The sequence below is a fragment of the Geminocystis sp. genome, from assembly GCF_041753295.1.
Lineage (GTDB): Bacteria > Cyanobacteriota > Cyanobacteriia > Cyanobacteriales > Cyanobacteriaceae > Geminocystis.
The window spans coordinates 1-18789 of record NZ_JBGSUU010000109.1 but is presented as its reverse complement, the minus strand read 5'-3'; the positions used below and the strand labels follow the sequence as shown (position 1 = coordinate 18789).

The following is an 18789-nucleotide window of genomic DNA, read 5'->3' as shown; positions in this document are numbered from 1 at the left end:
GGCCGCGGAGGACGGTAGCATAGCGGGCGGGTTTGGCCTCACCGAAAGAGAGAAAAAACTTTGGTGACAGATAGTTGACATATTCATTGATGAACCGGGTGGAATACAGAACAACTTTGTTGTGAAAAAGGCGGGCAATGAAGACCTTGTCTGGTCCTTCTTCGAATGGCAGGCGATCCAGTTCATCCCGGATGCCCAGGTCATTAAAAATTGAAACCTGGTCCATACGCGAGCGGGCGACGGGAGAAAAATAGAAGATAGAAGATAGAAGATAGAAGATAGAAAGAAAACGGGGAGATATTAGGGCGTAATATTTTACGCCACAAGAGATTTTTTATCCTGCTTTTGCCAAAATTCGATCCTCGAAATTTAAAGTAACTTCTTCAGAAAATGTCGATATATCAGTTATAGAAGGTAAATAAACTTTTTCTACATAAGGGGTGAATCCTAACCATTGTTTAGAAATTTTCGCAAAATCTTCAGGCTCACCACTAACACAAAAACGAGTCGGTAAAAGGGTATTATGGTTATGTAAATTCATTAAATCTAATTCTCTGTAGGTTGCCTTAACAAGATAGTCAGCAGGATCGATTAACTTCACCGATGGTGGTAAAATTTCCGTGAATAATCCCTGTAAATGAGGATAATGAGTGCAACCATAAATTAAACCATCGATTTTATTTTCAATTAACGGTGCTAAATATTCCTGTGCAACTTTTTTGGTATAAGAATCATAAATACGATTTTGCTCAATTAAAGGTACAAATTCAGGGCAACCAACTTCCCAAACATTAACTTGAGGATTAATTTCTTGAATGGCGTTACGATAGGCATGACTTTTAGCTGTGGCAACGGTGGAAATAACTCCAATTCTTTTACCTTGTTTAACCGCACCTTTTGCACCGGGGTGAATCAAACCTAAAATAGGAAATTCATATTCAGATTGTACTTGTTCTAAAGCTAAAGCAGAGCTAGTATTACAAGCCATAATAACCATTTTTACGTCTTGATCTCTCATCCAATCGAGAATTTCTCTGACAAAAATAATTATTTCTTGGGGGGAACGTTTACCATAAGGAAGACGTAGAGTATCGGCAAAATAGAGAATAGATTCTTGAGGTAAATGACGATATAGTTTGCGGAGTACAGTTAAACCACCAACGCCACTGTCAAAAACACCAATTCTATTACCTAAAGAATGTTTCATAAAGTTATCAAGATTGCAATAAAAATTACCTTAATTTAAGCAAAACTACTTAGAAATGTAAATAGATTTATCAAAACAATAAACAGTTAAAATTAAATACCGAATAATTACTGACTGTTAAGCTACCGTTAAAATCAATTTTTTACTATTCCTTTATTATCTAAACCTATAAACGATTTACTTTGATATACTCAATGATACCTGCTGCGATGGCTTCCGCCATTTGTTTTTGAAAGTAAGAATTAGTGAGTTTAGCCGCATCTTCTCTACCCGTGACAAAACCCGTTTCTAACAAAACTGAAGGCATATTAGATGTCCTCAAAACATAAAATCGAGCTTGTTTGACTTTTCGATCATTAACATCCATTCGACGCACTATATTTCGATGAATAATATTTGCTAAAGCCTTACCATTTTGTTGATAATAATAAGTTTCATAACCATTGACATTCGGTTTACTCGCCCCTGCGGAATTAGCATGAATACTTACAAATACATCAGCATTTAAACGATTAGCCATGACAGTTCGCCCTTCCAAACTGATAAAATAATCACTATCCCTTGTCATTCTCACTTGTATTCCTTGTTGTTCCAAAATACGAGCTACTTGTTGAGAAATATCTAAAACGATATTTTTTTCTTGAATTCCGCCAACACCTACCGCACCGACATCTTTACCACCATGACCTGGATCAATAATTACAAGAGTCTTACCATTAGAAGGACGAGTATTATTTGTATTGCGAGGTTGCCAAGAATTATTAACGTTAGAAGGATTTGAAGGTAGCGGAGTATTTCCTCTAGGAGTATAATCAAAAGGATTTACATCTACAGGAGTTTGAGAAACAGGAGAAGAAGTGCCAGAGTTAAAGTTATTAGAAACACTAGAACTATTAAACTTGGTCAAAGATAAAGCTAACATATTATTAGTAAGCTGATTGAGTTGATTAACTCTCACACCCACGGAAGGTTCAATTAAAAGTACTACGGTTTTATTATCTGGTTGCCAGATACGCATTTTGGCAATGGGACTCCCTGACGGCAATACAGGACTCTTAAAATTAGGAGATAAATCGGTATTTTCTAATCTAATTTCATAAACATTATTTCTTTGACTACCATTCGTTTTAGCCCGTAAAATCCCGTTTGCTTTGATTATTAGTTGACTATAATTAACATCAATAGATTCTATACTTGTTTTACCCGTATTTTGACTATAAATTGATGATGGGGGTTTAGACACAGGAGGAGAAGATGAATTATTCTGACTAGATTTTAAATCCGCTACTCTACCAATACCTCCTTGAGGCCATAATACTAAACCTCCCATACGACTAAAACTTGCTTGCCAATCAGGACTATCTGGATTAACATTTAACGTTAACAATGCTACGGATTTACTCGATTGATTCATTTCTAAATCACTAATGCCGTATTGGTTAACTTGCCAAGATTTAGATAAGTTATTGGGTATGGTAACTCCTTCAATCTCGAAATTAATTTTACGACGATCTTGACTACGATTAACTTTTATTTTATTGTTATAACCCCCATCAATGCGTACTAAAAGACCACTAGAAGTAACTTGTAAACCTTCAGAAACGTTATTATTATTAGGTTTTGAAGCAACAGGAGTTACAGAAGAATTATTCGATTGATTATTAGGATTAGTATTGTTGTTATAGGAAGGATTAGAAGGAAAATCCGCTCTTTGTGGTTGCGGTAAATCTACAAACCATTGAGTGGGAGAAACACCTTTAATTTTAATACCTTGAGGATCTAAAGTATATCCGGGAGCTAATTCTACCACAACTCTGGTGGTGCGAGAATCAAATTGACCAATTCTTAAATTCGTAATAATGTTACCCAAATTTTGACTAACACTAGGTCGTCCTAAAGTAGTTTCTGGTAAATCAATTACTAAACGGGTAGGATTACTAATAAGTTGAGCGGTGGGTTGTATTCCTTGATCTGTAGTAAATACTAACCGATTTTGATTAGATTCAAAGCGCCAAGTTAGTAACCTTCCCGCATAGGCAGGAGCTGCTACAACCAAAAATGTTAATAAACTTAAAATTAAAGAATAAAATTTAATCATAGTATTACTCCAGTTATAATATTGATTCGGCTGGGCATTAATCAGCTACTATTTTAATAAACATATTATTATTTAATGACAGATAAGAAAACTTTTTGTTTCTAGCTTATCTGAACATTTACTAAGTTTAGACTATCTAATCATTTTTGTTCACAAAATGAATATATGAAAATAGAAAAAAAGGGAATAATTGCAGAAAATTTTTACTTTAGTTTCTATAATTTTAAATGGTAAATCATAGATTATGAGTTATCTTTTGCCAATAGTGTTCATAAAAGCTGGTCTTTGGATTATACGTTGAATATAGTTAGTTATAGCAGGATAATTACTTAAATCAAGTTTCAACAAAATTTGAGTATAAGCTAACATTGAACCTACAGCAACATCAGCAACGGTAAAATTTTCACCTAATAAATAAGAATTTTTTTGCAAAATATTTTCTAAAGGAGGCAATAATTGTGACATTTCTTTTTCTCTATTTGCCTCAATAAATAATCCCGTTGCTAAAGTAGAATTAGCAAATAAAATCCATTGATTAATGATGCTTTTTTCTTCTAAAGAATTAATTTCATTACCATATTTTTCTGCTAAATATAATAAAATTGCACCAGATTCCCACAATTGAAAGTCATCATCCACAATAACGGGAACTTTTCCGAAGGGATTTAACTCTAAAAAAGGGGATTGTAAATGTTCTTTTTGTGTCATGTCAATCAAGATATAGTTATAATCAAGATTGATTTCCTCTAAATACCATTGAATTATAGACGCACGACTACGAGTACCACCGTATAATTTTAATGTAGAATTTGAATTAGTTATAACTTGATTCATAGATTTTTTTTCTTGATTGTTGATAAAAATAAAAGAATTTTTCCCCGAAGGAATTATTTTTTCAGCATAAGCTGGAAGTTGTGTAAAACACATTAATAACAGAAAACTTAAACTAAATAAATGATATTTCACTAGAAAAATTATAGACAAATTTTATAAAACTTTATGGGTATGAGAATGTTGTTTTACGTTATCATCATCGGAAACTTTATGAACATTATTTAATACTCTTTTTCTTTCTAAAGAATAGTTAAAATCGCTTTTTGATGCACCTAATTTGATATATTCTTGAGTTGATGGTTTACTTTTATAAGTACGAGTGGCTGCAGACGTACGATTTATAAAATCATCGCAAAATTGAGAATCTAAAGGAAAATCTTGGGGTTTTTGAAGAGTATTTTCAACTATAATTTTTCCGATGGTAGTGGCTATTACTAACTGATAAGATGTCGGAATTTCTCTGAATAATGCTTCTAATGCAGCAGAAGGTATGGGCTCGATTACCTTAATTTCTTTGATTTCGCCTTCCTCCCGTATAAAACAAGTCGCTAAACCAAAGACGCAATAATCTTCTTGAGATATACCTAATTCTGTTAATTTGTTATTCATAAATGTGATTTTTCTCGAAAAATATGGTTTAGTATATTAAAATATAACATCAATTGTTTTTTCTGTCCTGATCTTAAGCAAAATTCCTCTTCATCTAAAAGTAAAATTGTTTAAAAAGTTAATCTAATTAATGACAATGTAACGATATGGGGAACAAAATTTGTAAGATTTGACTCACATTAAGATAATTATTTGTTACTAATATTTATTATTTTATTATTTATGAAGTTTTATAAATCTAAATTCTTATTATTAATTTTTTTATCAGTTTTTATCGTTAATATTTTTCCTTTATTTATCGATGGAGTAAAGGCTCAAAATATTCCTATTAATATTATTTCCCAAGGTAAAGAAGTTTTTATTAATGAAAAAATCGTTAATCTTCCGTGGATACAGTGGCAAGAAAATGATGAAATTCATACGGGAATTAGTGATATGAGAGGAGAATCTATTTTAGGTATAGAATTAATGAGTACCAGTAATACAGATAAACAACCTATTCATTGGTTTAATTATCATAATATTTTACCTGCAAAATTTAATAATCCTTATCGCTATTTAGATATAACTAATTTAATAAAAACTACTGGTATTGAAATTAATAATAATAACAATATTTTAGCCTTAAATACTCTTTTATCTCAAGTTAATAAGGTTTATGAAGCCCCTAATAGTAATGGTAAAAAAATTATCATTGAGTTAGATAAACCTAGTTTTTTTCAAGTAAGTCAAGGAAAAGATCAAGCAATTATTACTATCAATGCTCAAGCTCATCCTAATTTATTAGATAATATAAAACCATTTCCTTCTTTAGATAATTCTGGTCTTCAAGAAGTAGAAGGCGATGAAATATTAAATAACAAACCACTGTCAAAAAGTAATTTATTTACAGTTAATACTAAAGATAATCAAACTTTCGTTAAAGTTAATTTATCAGGGTTTAATAATATTAAAGTTACTTCTGCTAATCCTAATCTTTTATTGATAGATATAAAACCTTCTGCTATTCTTCCTCGTGATATTAGTTGGCATAATGATATATTTTTAAGTAGAAAATATGTTAGTTTAAATAATAATCAAGATTCTTTTTTAGTATCTTCTTTAAAGGTTAATATAAAAAGTTTTAACTTAGATTTACAACCCATTTTATCGAATAATAATACTGTTATTGGCTCTGCACCTTTAAAAACTACAGCCCAAAATTTAGAAGCCATAGCAGCTATCAATGCAGGTTTTTTTAACCGCAAAAATCAGTTACCTTTAGGCACAATAAAAAATCGTGATAATTGGTTATCTAGCCCTATTTTAAATCGTGGAATAATGGCATGGAATGATATGGGTGATGTACAATTTGGTCGCCTTATGGTAGAAGAAAGTATTACTATCAATAATGGCGATAACTTAATTAATAATAATTATATTAATAGTGGTTATATTCAAGCCGGAATAGCTCGTTATACCGAGAGTTGGGGCAATAGTTACAATACCTTGAGCGATAATGAAATCGTTGTGATTGTCGAAAATAATACCGTTAAAAATAAAATTATCGGCAGTAAAGCAGGAAAAGATTCTATCCCTATACAACGAGGAAATTATTTATTAGTGTTTAGAAGTGCAAAAACTTTGGCGGATAAATTGACGATAAATGACCAAATTACCTTAAATACTGAGACGATTCCCAAAAATTTTGCTAATTATCCTTATATTATCGGTGCTGGCCCTCTTTTGCTTTTAAATAATCAAATTGTCTTAAACGGTGAAGGAGAAAAATTCAGTAAAGCCTTTAACACTCAAAAAGCGTCTAGAAGTGCTGTAGCTGTTGATAATCAAGGTAAAATTATATTAGTAGCAGTACATAATCGCATTGGTGGTAATGGTGCAACCTTAGAAGAATTTGCTCAAATTTTACAAAAAATAGGTGCGGTATCGGCGTTAAATTTAGACGGTGGTAGTTCAACACAAATGTATTTAGGCGGTGAAATTATTGATCGCTCATCCATAACAGCCGCAAAAGTACATAATGGTATTGGGGTGTTTTATCGACAAAAATAGATTTATAGAAGTCTTATACTGGGCTATTTCTCCTGAAATTTACGGAGAAAATAGCTGAGGAAAAATCATCGAAAAATTAAAAGAAAGTCTCAAAAGTGTGATTAAATTGATTTTAGATCATCGTCTAATGTATATAGAAAAGGGATAAAAAAAAAAGGTTATTAGAGATATTATTTTAATGTCATGAAATAGTTAATTTAATCCCACCATAAACTCACTTTTTGTTCTATTTTAAGAGCATTTTCCAAAATTTTCAGCCCAAAATCAGGGTTATTCATGTTAACTCCTTCAAGTAACGCTTTTGTTAACTCATCCATTTTTTGACCAGATTTTGACATCATAATTAATATATCATCCATACAACCAAATCCTTGATCAATAACATCAGGGCAAAATTCGTAAATTTCCATCGCCATTTCTTGTAAATTATCTGGTAACTTGTAAAATAACACCGTGACTCGATCATTTTCTACATCACTAATACTAATCCCTAATCGTTGATCCCAGTCTTGAAGTTTATTAATAATGTCTTCAGTGGTGACATCGTAATTAATACCATTGGTTTGATATTTTTTGATAAGATCTAAATCAATCATGATATTCTCGATTTTTAATATCCTCTTGCAAAGCCTCGATTGTTTCTTTTTCTAATTGTTTTTGATGATTTTCTTTTAATAATTGATTGATGTAATTACTGCGGTTTCCTTTAGCTTGTTGATCGACAAATTCTAGGATTTTTTCTTCTAGTGTAATAGTGACTTTTTTATCTTACTACCCAATCATACCATTTTAATATCAATAAACAAGTAGGGTGGGCATTGCCCACCAATCACCACCAATAAATCTTAAAATTATTCTCCAAAATTATGATTAATACTCCTAAAATCTGGAATTTTTGCTTGATTTTGATCACAAATACAAGCCCACTGAGAAGAATAAACCCCTTTTTTTACCCATAAATTGAAACTAGAATATTGCCAAAAATGAGGACAAGAAACTAAATGATGTTTAACAGGATTATAGTGAATATAGTTTAAATGTTGTTCAAAATCCTGTTCATTTCTGATATGATGATCCCAAAATCTTCGTTGCCAAATATTACTTTCTCTGTGTTTTTTTCTTGATTGAGAAACCTCTTGAATCAAATTATTTTCCTGTTTAAAAGACTTGGTAAATAATGCTTTTAATCTTCCAACTCTTTTAGAATAATTGCCATTATTAGGAGGTAATTGCCATAAAAAATGAAGATGATTAGGTAAAATTACAGCCCCCAATATTTCAAAAGGCATCTCTAATTTTACATTGGCAGTAACTTGACGGAGTAAATTAATATTCTTTTCATCACTAAAAATTTGTTGCCGATTACAAGTGACGATCGTCAAAAATATAATACTTCCTTCTTGGTAAAAACGACGATATTCGGACATATTATTGGAGATTAATTGTGGCGTTTTGGTGGGCATTGCCCACAAATATCCCAGATTTAAGTCCATACCCCATGTAGGGTAAAATATAGCTTACATCGCATTTATCATAATTCCTATATTAATGTCCACTTTAACCACTAAAAATATTAACTTTCCCTTAACTGCCGTTATCGGGCAACAAGCCATTAAAACAGCCCTTCTCCTCGCCGCCGTTGATCCTCGATTGGGGGGAGTGGCGATCGCAGGAAAAAGAGGTACAGCAAAATCCGTCATGGCAAGAGGAATTCATGCCTTATTACCGCCTATTGAAGTAATCAAAGATAGTCTCTTTAACTGTGATCCCCAAAACTCGGAAGATTGGGATAGTGATACATGGCAACAATACGCCGATACCAATCCCGCTCAAATTCCTACGGAAGTAATCAAAGCTCCTTTTATACAAATACCTTTAGGGGTTACTGAAGACAGGCTTTTAGGTTCAGTGGATGTAGAGCAATCCGTACAAAGAGGAGAACCCGTATTTCAACCCGGATTGTTAGCACAAGCAAATCGTGGGGTTTTATATATAGATGAAATAAACTTGTTAGATGACCAAATCGCTAATCAACTATTAACCGTCTTAACCGATGGTAAAAATCAGATTGAACGGGAAGGCATCAGTTTTGCGCATCCATGCAAACCTTTACTTATTGCTACTTACAACCCCGAAGAAGGCGCATTGCGTGAGCATTTACTTGATCGAATTGCCATCGCCCTTAGTGCTGATGGAGTTCTTGCCCTTGATGAAAGAGTCCAAGCAGTGGATCAAGTCATCGATTATGCGTCATCCCCCGTGAAATTCCTTGAGCAGTATGACGAAGATATGGACGCTCTCAAAACCGAGATTATCCTTGCTAGAGAGTGGCTCAAAGAGGTGAAAATCACCCCTGAACAAATTAAATACCTTGTGGAAGAAGCCCTCAGAGGTGGTGTAGAAGGGCATCGAGCCGAGATTTTTGCTGTGAGAGTCGCTATGGCGGCGGCGGCATTGGAAGGACGCAATAACGTCAGTGCCGATGATCTGCGCAAAGCCGTTGAATTGGTTATTGTACCACGATCGACCATCATGCAAACGCCTCATGATGACCAAATGCAACCTCCTCCTCCTCCCCCACCACCACAACCCCAAGATCAAGGTGAGGAAGAAGGGGAAGAAGAAAACGAGGAGGAAACCGAAGAAGATAACAAAGAGGATGACAACCAAGAACAAAATGAAACTCCCCAAATTCCAGAAGAGTTCGTTTTTGATGTGGAGGGGGTGATTTTAGATCCCAGTGTTCTGTATTTTGCCCAACAGATGCAAAGACAAGGTAAATCTGGCGCTCGTAATATGATTTTCAGTGACGATCGAGGACGCTATATTAAGCCCATGATACCCAAAGGGAAGGTTAGACGCATCGCCGTTGATGCCACTTTGAGGGCGGCTGCACCCTATCAAAAAAGTCGCCGTGAACGCTATCCTAATCGCCGTGTTATCGTGGAACAGAGTGATTTGAGGTCAAAACGCCTCGCAAGGAAAGCAGGGGCTTTAATCGTCTTTGTGGTGGATGCGTCGGGATCGATGGCACTTAATCGGATGCAGTCGGCAAAGGGTGCGGTAATGCGGTTATTAACGGAAGCCTACGAAAATCGAGATCAAGTCGCCTTAATTCCCTTCCGAGGTGAACAGGCGGACGTATTATTGCCGCCTACTCGTTCCATTACTTTAGCTCGTACTCGTTTGGAAACCCTGCCTTGCGGTGGTGGTTCGCCCTTATCCCATGCCTTAACTCAGGCGGTTCATGTGGGGGTAAATGCGCAGATGTCCGGAGATATTGGACAAGTTGTCATTGTGGCGATTACGGACGGACGGGGTAATATTCCTTTGGCTCGATCGTTGGGGGAAATCCTTGAGGAAGGGGAAAAACCCGATATTAAGGCGGAATTGTTGGATATTGCGACAAAAATCCGTGCTATGGGCATGAAATTACTGGTTATCGATACGGAGAAGAAGTTTGTTTCTACTGGCTTCGGTAAGGAGTTGGCAAAACAAGCAGGAGGTACTTACTATCAGTTACCCAAGGCGACAGATCAGGCTATTGCGAATATGGCAAAAGGTGCGATCGCTGATTTGAAGTAAGATTAATTTGGGGTTTTTATACCCCTTTTCATTTATGATCTAAATTTATGGATATAACAAAAAAATTTGGAGAAAAAATAAGACAAATTAGAAAACAACAAAAAATGTCTCAAAATGAATTAGCTGAAAAATCTGGTTTACACCGCACTTATATTGGAGCAGTAGAAAGGGGAGAACGAAATATTACCTTAATTAATGCGGAAAAAATAGCTCAAGCATTATGTGTTAAACTTTTTGAATTATTAAAAGATGACTAACATTAATCAAAACCTAGAAAATATTTTACAAGAATATCAAAAATCTTTTGAAAAAAAAGTTTTCAACGATGGTAATTCTGAACATGATCTATTAATGGATGTATTTAATTTAACTCCTGAATTAAAAGCCGAAAATATGCAATATTGGAGTCGAGAATTAGGTACTTGTTGGCAAAAATTAGTGGTAGAAATATGTAAAATACATTGTCAAAATTTTCAACCTGCTCTAAAAATAGGCAATGATGAACCGTGTGATTTAATAGTTAATTCTTATGCTATTGATACTAAATATAGGATTGGCTCTGGAGATTCAAAAACATTAAAAGGATTTAAACAAGACGGAAATAAATTAAAAGATTTAGGATATATTCCAGTAATTTTAATTTTAAGAAACGACAACTTACCTGCCGCCATAACTGCTTGTCAAACAGGAAATTGGAATGTTTATACAGGAGATAACACCTTTAACTTTATTCAGGAAATAAGCGGTTTTGATCTTAAGCAATTTCTGATGAGTATAAAGGCAAAATTTGCTGTTGTCCGTTAGAATTTTGTTGATTAAGTCTTTTATTTATTATCTCTATATATTCGGGAACTATCTCAATACCGATATAATAAATATTATAATTTTTTGCCGCTAATAATGTTGTACCAGAACCAGCAAAAGGATCAATTAAAATACTATTTTCACTTCTAGGAACAAAAATTTTGACTAATCTTTCCATTAAATTAAGAGGCTTAACTGTGCAGTGAATATTAAAATCTTCTGCTTTTTCTTTAGGTATATTTTCTAATATATTTGATTGAAAACCACCACCTAAAGTATGAGTATAAAATAACCCAGTTTCATACTCTATTAAAGTCTCATAATAATTATTTTTTAATGGTTTTTGCAAAATACAAATAGCTTCCCATTCATTCCGTAAACAACTATGCCAACCATGCCATTTTTCTGGATTAGGATAGTTTTCTTGACTTAATTTTTTTTCTATATTAATGCCTTTAGGAATACCACTTGATCGACGATAAACGAGCATATCTCTAGCATAAAAACCAGCATTTTCTAAGGCTATTTGTACATGAGCAATCGTTCTAGTACTATTAAAAACTAAAATATTTGCACCGGGTTTACAAATACGAAAAAGCTCTTTTCCCCACTCAAAACACCAATTTTGATATTCTAAAATATTCTCTCTATTTCTTTGATACCATCTCTCATTTCTAACTCCTCCTGCTAAACCACTGCCATAGGGAATATTCTTAACTAAAGTTTTATTATTTTTATCTTTTATTCTTTCCATTCTGCGTTGAATTTCTGAGTTATCCCATTTATGCCCAATAAATTCATAATTGTAAGGCGGATCTGTTATACAAGCCGATATATAATTGTCTGGTAAGTTTTTCATTACTTCCCGACAGTCTCCCTGAAAAATTTTATTAATAGGCTTTTGTGACATGATATTTTACTATTTGTTGAACAATAATGATACTCATAGTATTCTAAAATTTTCTCCTTGTCAAGATAAATGCGATCGCTCTTATTAAGTAATGTTGATTGGTTAAGGGGTGAGATCGTGCTTATGAGGTAATTTTGATTGGTTTAAGGGGTGCGATCGTGCTTATAGAGTAATGTTGATTGGTTAAGGGTGCGATCGTTCTTAGGAATTAATGTTGATATATTTGAAGGTGCGATCGTGCTTATGAATTAATGTTGATTGGTGGAGGGTTCGATCGAGCTTATGAGGTAATTTTGATATGGTTAAAGGTTCGATCGTTTTTTGGGGAAGGGTGCGATCGAGCTTATAAAGTAATTTTGATGTAGTTAAGGGTTCGATCATACTTATAGAGTAATGTTGATATGGTTAAGGGTTCGATCGTGCTTATTAAGCTAATATATAGAAGAGCCATAAACATTATTTTAATCAAGATAAATCAAAATGATTGTTAAAGCAATATTAGAATGGGATGAAGATGCACAATCTTATTCAGCTACTTGTCCTGAATTAAACTATATTTCTTCCTGTGGAGATACAAAAGAAGAAGCCATAGAAAACCTAAAAGATGCAATTCAATTACTTTTAGAACCAATACCCGAAATTTCATCGAATAATGATATTAATAATCGCATCGAAATCTTAGTTTAAAAAACCATCAAAAATGTCTTCTAAATCTCCTCGTTTAACATCCAAAGAAATCATTAAGCAACTAAAAAAGAACGGTTTTATAGAAATTTCGCAAACGGGTTCTCATTTAAAATTATTTAATTATAGTACTCAAAGAACAGCTATTGTACCTATTCATCAAGGAAAAATAATTCCTATTGGCACATTAAAAGCCATTGAAAAACAGTCAGGTATTAAGTTTAATTGACATAGTTAAGAGGGTTTGATCGTGCTTATCAGGTAATGTTGATGTGGTTAAGGAGTTCGATCCCCTTTGATAAGGTATAATTCATTAAAAGAGATTAGAGTCTGAAAAATCTAAAAATATACTTAAAGGAAGCGTGTGAGAGACTTGGAATTTGAATGGGATAAGAATAAATACGAAATAAACATCAAAAAACACGGAATTTTTTTTGAGGAAGCAAGTACAGTATGGATGGATAGTTTAGCACTAATCGCTCCCGATCCTGAACATTCTTGGCAAGAAGAAAGAGAGTGGATTATCGGGGAATCTTACAAAGGTCGTCTTTTAATTGTGGTTTATACTATTAGAAATGATAAAATAAGAATTATTAGTGCCAGATCAGCAACGAAAAATGAAAGAAGACAATATGAGCAATAATACTGAGTTTCCTTTTGCCAAAGCTCGAAGAATTACACCCGAAGAAGTTAATCAGGCAAAAACCGCTATTCAGAAACAATTTGGCGATGAATATATTGTACGATCAAAGGATGATGATTATGAATTAATTTCTTTAAAAATAAATCCTAAAATTATTGCTTGGGCAAAAAATGAAGCGGAAAAACAAGGAATAAATTACCAAGTATTTCTTAATAATGAATTGTTAAAATTATGTTCTTAATTCTCAATATAATTTGATTGAGACAGTTGCGATCGAGCTTTTGAAGTAATGTTGATATGGTTAAGGGTTCGATCGTACTTATTAAGTAATGTTGATGTGGTTAAAGGTTTGATCGTTTAGTGGAGTTTGATCGCTATTATAAAGTAATGTTGATATGGTTGAGGGTTCGATCGTGCTTATTAGGTAATGTTGATATGGTTGAGGGTTCGATCGTGCTTATAGAGTAATATTGATGTGGTTAAAGAGGTGCGATCGTATCAAATAAGGTATAATTAAAACAGATTACAGTCTTGAAAATTATGAATATAACCGATGTTCAATATGTCTCTGATGCTCAAGGTAATAACATTGCGGTAATAGTACCGATCGAACTATGGCAGAAATTAACCACAAGAGACGATACTGATTACTTATTAATATTAAGCAGTAAAGCCATGAAAGAAAGACTATTGACGGCGAAAAATAGACAAACTGGAATATCTTTACAGGAAGCCTGTGAGAGACATTGTACATAGTGAAGTGATCTTGCATATTGTGATAAAAGTCTATTTATTTTTTATATAATGCTTCATTGTAGGGTGGGCATTGCCCACTATTTTTTGAGAAATTAAGCACTAAAATACTTAGCTACAGGATGATAACAGATGATCGCGCTTGTGGACTGTTCAGGGTATATTTGTTCAGACTCGTCCATATACATACCAATCCGTTTAGCGTCTAGTAAGTCTAATTGTACATACTGATCTTGCATATTCGGACAGGCAGGATAGCCGAAACTATACCGTGAACCTTGATAGTGTTGCTGTAACATTTCTCGGATGTTGTCAGGTTCGGAATCTCCAAAGCCTAACTCTCGGCGAATCCTTGCATGACACCATTCCGCCATGGCTTCCGCCGTTTGTACCGCCATACCATGATAATAGAGGTAGTTGGTATATTCATCATTGGCAAACAGTTTTTGTGCGTATTCCGTGGCAACTTCTCCCACTGTCACCGCTTGGAGAGGAAAAACATCGATTATGTCTGAGTCTTTGGAGGCAAAAAAGTCCGCAATACATAACCTTTTACCAGATTTTTGACGGGGAAATTCAAACTTGGCAATTTCTTCTTTATTTACTGGATTTTCAGGGTTATAAATATATAAAGTATTGCCCTCCGATTGGCAAGGAAAATAACCATAAATTAGAGTGGGATGTAATAAATTTTCTGCTTTAATTTTGGTTTTCCATTCTTCTAAAAGAGGATAAACTTTTTCTTGTAAAAACTCATTATATTCCTCTCTCGATTGCCCTTGAGGTTTACGAAATTGCCATTGCCCTGCAAACAGTGCTTGTAAGTCTAAATACCAGAAAAGTTCATCTAAATCAAAGTCATTAGAAGATAAAATTTTTGTACCCCAAAAAGGTGGAGTAGGACGTTGAATATTAGGATCAACTGCTTCACTTCTTTGGGTATCAATTTCTGTTATTTCTTGATTTTTGGACAGGCTAGAAGCCTGTTTTACGACTTCTCCAGATTCGTCAAAATTACGCCCTTTAAAGATACTATTTTCTGATGTAAAATCTCCTAAAAATCCTTCTAGATTATCCCATTGATTACTTTTTTTAGAAGGCATTAATTTATCCATAAAATGCAAATCAGCAAAGGCATCTTTTCCGTAAACGACTTTTCCTTGATAGACATTTTGACAGTCTTCATAGACAAATTTCGGAGTTAGTGCTGCCCCCCCTAAAATAACAGGAACATTGATTCCCTCTTGGTTAAATGTCTCTAAATTGTCTTTCATAAAAGCAGTGGATTTTACCAATAAACCACTCATGGCGATACAATCTACATTAGAATCACGGTAGGCTTTAATGATGTTTTCTACGGGTTGTTTAATCCCTAAATTAATCACTTTATAGCCATTATTAGAGAGAATAATATCGACTAAATTTTTACCAATATCGTGAACATCTCCCTTCACCGTAGCAATTAAAAATGTACCTTTTCCACTACCATCACTATCGGCTTTATCCATAAATGGTTCAAGAAAAGCAACGGCGGATTTCATAGTTTGAGCTGATTGTAAAACAAAGGGTAATTGCATTTGTCCACTACCAAATAATTCCCCGACAACTTTCATCCCGTCTAACAAATAAATATTGATAATATCTAAGGGAGGATACTTTTCTAATGCTAGTTTTAAAGCATCTTCTAAGCCGATTCTTTCCCCTTCAATAATATGTTGTTTTAGTCTTTCTTCGATGGGTAAATCTGCCACATTTGTTTTAATACTTTTAGTGGTTTTACCCTCAAATAATGTGGTTAATTTTCCTAATGGATCATAACTGCAAATATCGCCGTCAAATTCTCTGTTATCATAAATTAAATCAGTGCAAATTTTAAGCGCTTCTTCGTCAATTTTTGCCAATGGTAATATTTTACTAGCAGATACGATCGAACCGTCCATTCCAACTTGCATGGCTTCATGGAGAAACACAGAGTTTAACACCTGTCTCGCTGCAGGATTCAAGCCAAAGGAGATATTCGACACCCCTAACATGAAATGACATTCAGGAAACATTGCATGGATGCGCTTAATCGACTCAATAGTAGCTTTACCATTTTCCCTGTCTTCCTCAATGCCAGTAGAAACAGGCAAGGCAAGGGTATCAAAAAAGATTTCATGGGCTGGAATGCCATAGTTTACCACATCATTATAGGCACGTTGAGCGATCGCAACTTTTTGATCAGCAGTGCGTGCCATACCATCCTCATCAATTGTACCGATAACGATTCCTGCACCGTATTCCTTCGCCAATGCCAACACCTTGAAAAATCGTTCTTCTCCGTCTTCGTAGTTGGTAGAGTTGAGGATACATTTACCCCCTGCAACCTTCAATCCTGCCTCCATTTTTTGCCATTCGGTGGAGTCTAACATCAAGGGGAGGGTAACGTTATTCACCAGACGGGAAGCCAATTCGTGCATATCTTTCACCCCGTCACGCCCTACATAATCCACGTTAACATCGAGGATGTGTGCCCCTTCTTTTACTTGGGCTTTGGCGAGGGAGATTAAACCATCCCAATCTTCTGCATTGAGCAAATCACGGCATTTTTTCGAGCCACTGGCGTTGAGTCTTTCCCCCACAATCAAAAAGGAGTTGTCTTGATGATAGGTTTGGGTTGTATAAATAGAAGCCGCCGAAGGCTCATAATGATACTCTCTCTCTTTCGGTTTTAATGTACTAGCGATTTCTGCTAAGGCTCTAATATGCTCGTAACGGGTTCCACAACACCCGCCGATAATTTGAACTCCTAAGTCTTCGATAAAGTGCATTAAACTCATTTTTAACTCGATGGGAGTCAATCGGTAATGAGCTTGTCCTCCCACATTTTCGGGTAAACCAGCGTTAGGCACACAGGAGACGATGAAAGGGGAGTTTTCGCTCAAATATTTGATGTGGGGTTTCATCAAATCTGGTCCAGTGGCGCAGTTTAGCCCCATAATATCGATAGGATAGCGCTCCAAAATGGCGAGGGCGGCGTTAATTTCTGTACCCACTAACATTGTACCCATGGTTTCCATTGTCACAGATACCATCAGGGGAAGTCTGTCTCCTTTTTCTTTAAATACTTCTTCAATGGCGTTAAGGGCAGCTTTGATTTGTAAGACATCCTGACAGGTTTCGACTAATAATAAGTCAACCCCACCATCATATAAGCCTTGTACTTGAGTTACATAGGCGTTTTTGAGACTGTCATAATCAATATGTCCTAATGTTGGTAATTTTGTACCCGGTCCCATGCTTCCAGCCACGAAACGGGGTTTTTCGGGGGTTGAGTATTCATCGGCTAATCTTTTAGCAAGTTGGGCGGCGGTTTTGTTTAAGTAATAGGATCGATCGGCTAGGTCATATTCTGCTAAAACTAAAGGAGTACCCCCAAAGGTGTCGGTTTCGATAACATCTGCCCCTGCCTCCAAAAATCCTCGATGCACGGTTTCTACTGCTTCGGGTTTAGTATGGACTAAATACTCGTTACAACCTTCGTATTCTGCACCGCCAAAGTCTTCTGCTGTCAGGTTTTGCACTTGCAGATTCGTACCCATCGCACCATCAAATACTAGCACGGGGCGATCGTCGCTATGTAGTCTTTCTAAAAATCGGCTTTTCATAGATGATTAAGATTATGAGAAGTTCTATAAAGTTATGTTAACTAATTACTTTAGCTTATTTAAGGAACATGATATATATTGTTTATCAGTAGTCAATAAATAAAATTGTTTATATGAAGTATCCTATTACGATGTATCAAAATGAAGATGGATGGTATGTTGTGGAATGCCCAATTATACCGGGTTGTTTAAGTCAAGGTGAAACGAAAGAAGAAGCTATCTCTAATATACAAGAGGCGATCGCACTTTGCGTAGAAGTGAGACAAGAAAAAGGATTACCTTTAACGATAGATTATTTTGAGTTAGAGGTTTGTGCTTAAATGGGTAAAATACCGCAAATTTCTGAGGATGAAGACGTTAAAGTATTTAAAAAACTAGATTGGATATATTCTAAAGTTTTATTCATTAGGAGTAATCGGCTAATATAATATCTATAGGTTTATCATTTTAGCTTATTTTTTATTTTGGAGATGTCTATTGTTGATTGAGAATATTAAAGTCTCTCTGTAGATACTTAGTTGGGTGTTTATTATTCTTAAGTTGATATACATTATTTGATAGTCTCTTGCGTATATTGAAAGTAGAGCCAATAGAATAAACTGGATAGGGAGTATCATAAAGCCAATCGTATTCATGAGCTATAACTGGATATAAAAAATACACGCAAGGATAAATCATTGACTCAATTATTTAAGTAGGGCTAATATTTTCATTACTTTTTTTCCCTTATCTTCAATTAATTGTATCAGTTCTTCAGGGTTTCGATCGTCCTCCACCACTTTTATATTTGGGTTAACGGCTTTGAGATCATAGTTTTTTGCCTCTATTTCCTCACGGGTAACAGTCCAACTTCTCTCACTGTCTTTTCTGTGGGGGAGTAACTCTAAAAATTCCTCAAAGTGTTTAGAGGTTAGGGGTTGACGTTTAGTTACTTTCACCTCAGATAAGTCATAGTACCAAATT

At 34.6% G+C, this 18789-nt stretch carries 20 protein-coding genes and 1 pseudogene; 10 read left to right on the top strand and 11 right to left on the bottom strand.

The window, feature by feature from the left end:
- From ACEW8E_RS13515 to ACEW8E_RS13495, 5 genes are all read right to left on the bottom strand, one after another.
- Positions 1–226: hypothetical protein (locus tag ACEW8E_RS13515; protein WP_373480882.1), on the bottom strand; the 226-nt coding region annotated here is incomplete at its 3' end.
- Between the two features lie 108 nt (positions 227–334).
- On the bottom strand, positions 335–1207 hold the full coding sequence (murI, locus tag ACEW8E_RS13510) for a glutamate racemase (RefSeq protein WP_373480881.1): 873 nt from the start codon (positions 1205–1207) through the stop codon (positions 335–337).
- Positions 1208–1373: 166 nt separating this feature from the next.
- The gene (locus ACEW8E_RS13505; protein ID WP_373480880.1) at positions 1374–3305 is read right to left on the bottom strand and encodes an N-acetylmuramoyl-L-alanine amidase; all 1932 of its coding nucleotides are present in this window, start codon (positions 3303–3305) and stop codon (positions 1374–1376) included.
- Positions 3306–3554: 249 nt separating this feature from the next.
- A complete protein-coding gene (locus ACEW8E_RS13500; protein ID WP_373480879.1) occupies positions 3555–4232 on the bottom strand; it encodes a glutathione S-transferase family protein in 678 nt (225 codons plus the stop codon).
- 60 nt (positions 4233–4292) lie between these two features.
- Complete coding sequence (locus ACEW8E_RS13495; protein WP_373480878.1) at positions 4293–4748, bottom strand: hypothetical protein; 456 nt, start codon at positions 4746–4748, stop codon at positions 4293–4295.
- A gap of 222 nt (positions 4749–4970) precedes the next feature.
- Here ACEW8E_RS13495 and ACEW8E_RS13490 point away from each other — a divergent pair, with 222 nt between their 5' ends.
- Positions 4971–6800: a phosphodiester glycosidase family protein gene (locus ACEW8E_RS13490; protein WP_373480877.1), complete on the top strand. Its 1830-nt coding sequence runs from the start codon at positions 4971–4973 to the stop codon at positions 6798–6800.
- Positions 6801–6997: 197 nt separating this feature from the next.
- Here the strand turns inward: ACEW8E_RS13490 and ACEW8E_RS13485 are convergent, their stop codons facing one another.
- Together ACEW8E_RS13485 and ACEW8E_RS13480 are read right to left on the bottom strand one after the other, a co-directional pair.
- Positions 6998–7396 (bottom strand): DUF4253 domain-containing protein, encoded by a 399-nt coding sequence (locus ACEW8E_RS13485; protein ID WP_373480876.1) that lies wholly within the window; start codon positions 7394–7396, stop codon positions 6998–7000.
- Positions 7397–7651: 255 nt separating this feature from the next.
- Entirely contained in the window at positions 7652–8293 is a 642-nt protein-coding gene (locus tag ACEW8E_RS13480; RefSeq protein WP_373480875.1) for a transposase, read from the bottom strand.
- 55 nt (positions 8294–8348) lie between these two features.
- Between ACEW8E_RS13480 and bchD the strand changes: the two genes are divergently transcribed.
- Genes bchD through ACEW8E_RS13465 form a run of 3 tightly spaced genes read left to right on the top strand, consistent with a single transcriptional unit; the run spans position 8349 to position 11189 of the window.
- Positions 8349–10385 carry a magnesium chelatase ATPase subunit D gene (gene bchD / locus ACEW8E_RS13475; RefSeq protein ID WP_373480874.1) on the top strand — a complete coding sequence of 679 codons (2037 nt, stop codon included), beginning with the start codon at positions 8349–8351 and terminating at the stop codon, positions 10383–10385.
- Positions 10386–10432: 47 nt separating this feature from the next.
- Positions 10433–10642, top strand: coding sequence for a helix-turn-helix domain-containing protein (locus ACEW8E_RS13470; RefSeq protein ID WP_373480873.1), 210 nt, complete (start codon positions 10433–10435; stop codon positions 10640–10642).
- Complete coding sequence (locus ACEW8E_RS13465; protein WP_373480872.1) at positions 10635–11189, top strand: restriction endonuclease; 555 nt, start codon at positions 10635–10637, stop codon at positions 11187–11189. The genes ACEW8E_RS13470 and ACEW8E_RS13465 overlap by 8 nt, the downstream gene beginning before the upstream one ends.
- Here ACEW8E_RS13465 and ACEW8E_RS13460 read toward each other — a convergent pair.
- Together ACEW8E_RS13460 and ACEW8E_RS13455 are read right to left on the bottom strand one after the other, a co-directional pair.
- Positions 11140–12099, bottom strand: coding sequence for a site-specific DNA-methyltransferase (locus ACEW8E_RS13460; RefSeq protein WP_373480871.1), 960 nt, complete (start codon positions 12097–12099; stop codon positions 11140–11142). The genes ACEW8E_RS13465 and ACEW8E_RS13460 overlap by 50 nt on opposite strands.
- 201 nt (positions 12100–12300) lie before the next feature.
- Positions 12301–12480 (bottom strand): hypothetical protein, encoded by a 180-nt coding sequence (locus ACEW8E_RS13455; RefSeq protein ID WP_373480870.1) that lies wholly within the window; start codon positions 12478–12480, stop codon positions 12301–12303.
- Between the two features lie 99 nt (positions 12481–12579).
- Between ACEW8E_RS13455 and ACEW8E_RS13450 the strand changes: the two genes are divergently transcribed.
- From ACEW8E_RS13450 to ACEW8E_RS13430, 5 genes are all read left to right on the top strand, one after another.
- Entirely contained in the window at positions 12580–12786 is a 207-nt protein-coding gene (locus ACEW8E_RS13450) for a type II toxin-antitoxin system HicB family antitoxin (RefSeq protein ID WP_373480869.1), read from the top strand.
- Between the two features lie 13 nt (positions 12787–12799).
- Positions 12800–13012: a type II toxin-antitoxin system HicA family toxin gene (locus tag ACEW8E_RS13445; protein ID WP_373480868.1), complete on the top strand. Its 213-nt coding sequence runs from the start codon at positions 12800–12802 to the stop codon at positions 13010–13012.
- 135 nt (positions 13013–13147) lie between these two features.
- Positions 13148–13426 (top strand): BrnT family toxin, encoded by a 279-nt coding sequence (locus ACEW8E_RS13440; protein WP_373480867.1) that lies wholly within the window; start codon positions 13148–13150, stop codon positions 13424–13426.
- Positions 13416–13667, top strand: a complete 252-nt coding sequence (locus tag ACEW8E_RS13435; RefSeq protein WP_373480866.1) for an AT hook motif protein — start codon at positions 13416–13418, stop codon at positions 13665–13667. Before ACEW8E_RS13440 ends, ACEW8E_RS13435 begins: the two co-directional genes overlap by 11 nt.
- Positions 13668–13966: 299 nt before the next feature.
- Positions 13967–14182: a prevent-host-death protein gene (locus ACEW8E_RS13430; protein ID WP_373480865.1), complete on the top strand. Its 216-nt coding sequence runs from the start codon at positions 13967–13969 to the stop codon at positions 14180–14182.
- Positions 14183–14274: 92 nt separating this feature from the next.
- On the opposite strand, the gene metH is transcribed toward ACEW8E_RS13430, so the two are convergent.
- On the bottom strand, positions 14275–17826 hold the full coding sequence (gene metH / locus ACEW8E_RS13425; protein ID WP_373480864.1) for a methionine synthase: 3552 nt from the start codon (positions 17824–17826) through the stop codon (positions 14275–14277).
- 113 nt (positions 17827–17939) lie between these two features.
- Here metH and ACEW8E_RS13420 point away from each other — a divergent pair, with 113 nt between their 5' ends.
- The gene (locus tag ACEW8E_RS13420) at positions 17940–18146 is read left to right on the top strand and encodes a type II toxin-antitoxin system HicB family antitoxin (RefSeq protein WP_373480863.1); all 207 of its coding nucleotides are present in this window, start codon (positions 17940–17942) and stop codon (positions 18144–18146) included.
- Positions 18147–18512: 366 nt separating this feature from the next.
- Here the strand turns inward: ACEW8E_RS13420 and ACEW8E_RS13415 are convergent.
- A pseudogene (locus tag ACEW8E_RS13415) lies at positions 18513–18789 on the bottom strand (N-6 DNA methylase); the annotation flags it as partial.

What these genes read in the sequence shown, in the direction of transcription:
- murI (WP_373480881.1), bottom strand. Translation starts at nt 1,207, where the DNA reads ATGAAACATTCTTTAGGTAATAGAATTGGTGTTTTTGACAGTGGCGTT.
- ACEW8E_RS13505 (WP_373480880.1), bottom strand. Translation starts at nt 3,305, where the DNA reads ATGATTAAATTTTATTCTTTAATTTTAAGTTTATTAACATTTTTGGTT.
- ACEW8E_RS13500 (WP_373480879.1), bottom strand. Translation starts at nt 4,232, where the DNA reads ATGTGTTTTACACAACTTCCAGCTTATGCTGAAAAAATAATTCCTTCG.
- ACEW8E_RS13495 (WP_373480878.1), bottom strand. Translation starts at nt 4,748, where the DNA reads ATGAATAACAAATTAACAGAATTAGGTATATCTCAAGAAGATTATTGC.
- ACEW8E_RS13490 (WP_373480877.1), top strand. Translation starts at nt 4,971, where the DNA reads ATGAAGTTTTATAAATCTAAATTCTTATTATTAATTTTTTTATCAGTT.
- ACEW8E_RS13485 (WP_373480876.1), bottom strand. Translation starts at nt 7,396, where the DNA reads ATGATTGATTTAGATCTTATCAAAAAATATCAAACCAATGGTATTAAT.
- ACEW8E_RS13480 (WP_373480875.1), bottom strand. Translation starts at nt 8,293, where the DNA reads ATGGACTTAAATCTGGGATATTTGTGGGCAATGCCCACCAAAACGCCA.
- bchD (WP_373480874.1), top strand. Translation starts at nt 8,349, where the DNA reads ATGTCCACTTTAACCACTAAAAATATTAACTTTCCCTTAACTGCCGTT.
- ACEW8E_RS13470 (WP_373480873.1), top strand. Translation starts at nt 10,433, where the DNA reads ATGGATATAACAAAAAAATTTGGAGAAAAAATAAGACAAATTAGAAAA.
- ACEW8E_RS13465 (WP_373480872.1), top strand. Translation starts at nt 10,635, where the DNA reads ATGACTAACATTAATCAAAACCTAGAAAATATTTTACAAGAATATCAA.
- ACEW8E_RS13460 (WP_373480871.1), bottom strand. Translation starts at nt 12,099, where the DNA reads ATGTCACAAAAGCCTATTAATAAAATTTTTCAGGGAGACTGTCGGGAA.
- ACEW8E_RS13455 (WP_373480870.1), bottom strand. Translation starts at nt 12,480, where the DNA reads ATGATCGAACCCTTAACTACATCAAAATTACTTTATAAGCTCGATCGC.
- ACEW8E_RS13450 (WP_373480869.1), top strand. Translation starts at nt 12,580, where the DNA reads ATGATTGTTAAAGCAATATTAGAATGGGATGAAGATGCACAATCTTAT.
- ACEW8E_RS13445 (WP_373480868.1), top strand. Translation starts at nt 12,800, where the DNA reads ATGTCTTCTAAATCTCCTCGTTTAACATCCAAAGAAATCATTAAGCAA.
- ACEW8E_RS13435 (WP_373480866.1), top strand. Translation starts at nt 13,416, where the DNA reads ATGAGCAATAATACTGAGTTTCCTTTTGCCAAAGCTCGAAGAATTACA.
- ACEW8E_RS13430 (WP_373480865.1), top strand. Translation starts at nt 13,967, where the DNA reads ATGAATATAACCGATGTTCAATATGTCTCTGATGCTCAAGGTAATAAC.
- metH (WP_373480864.1), bottom strand. Translation starts at nt 17,826, where the DNA reads ATGAAAAGCCGATTTTTAGAAAGACTACATAGCGACGATCGCCCCGTG.
- ACEW8E_RS13420 (WP_373480863.1), top strand. Translation starts at nt 17,940, where the DNA reads ATGAAGTATCCTATTACGATGTATCAAAATGAAGATGGATGGTATGTT.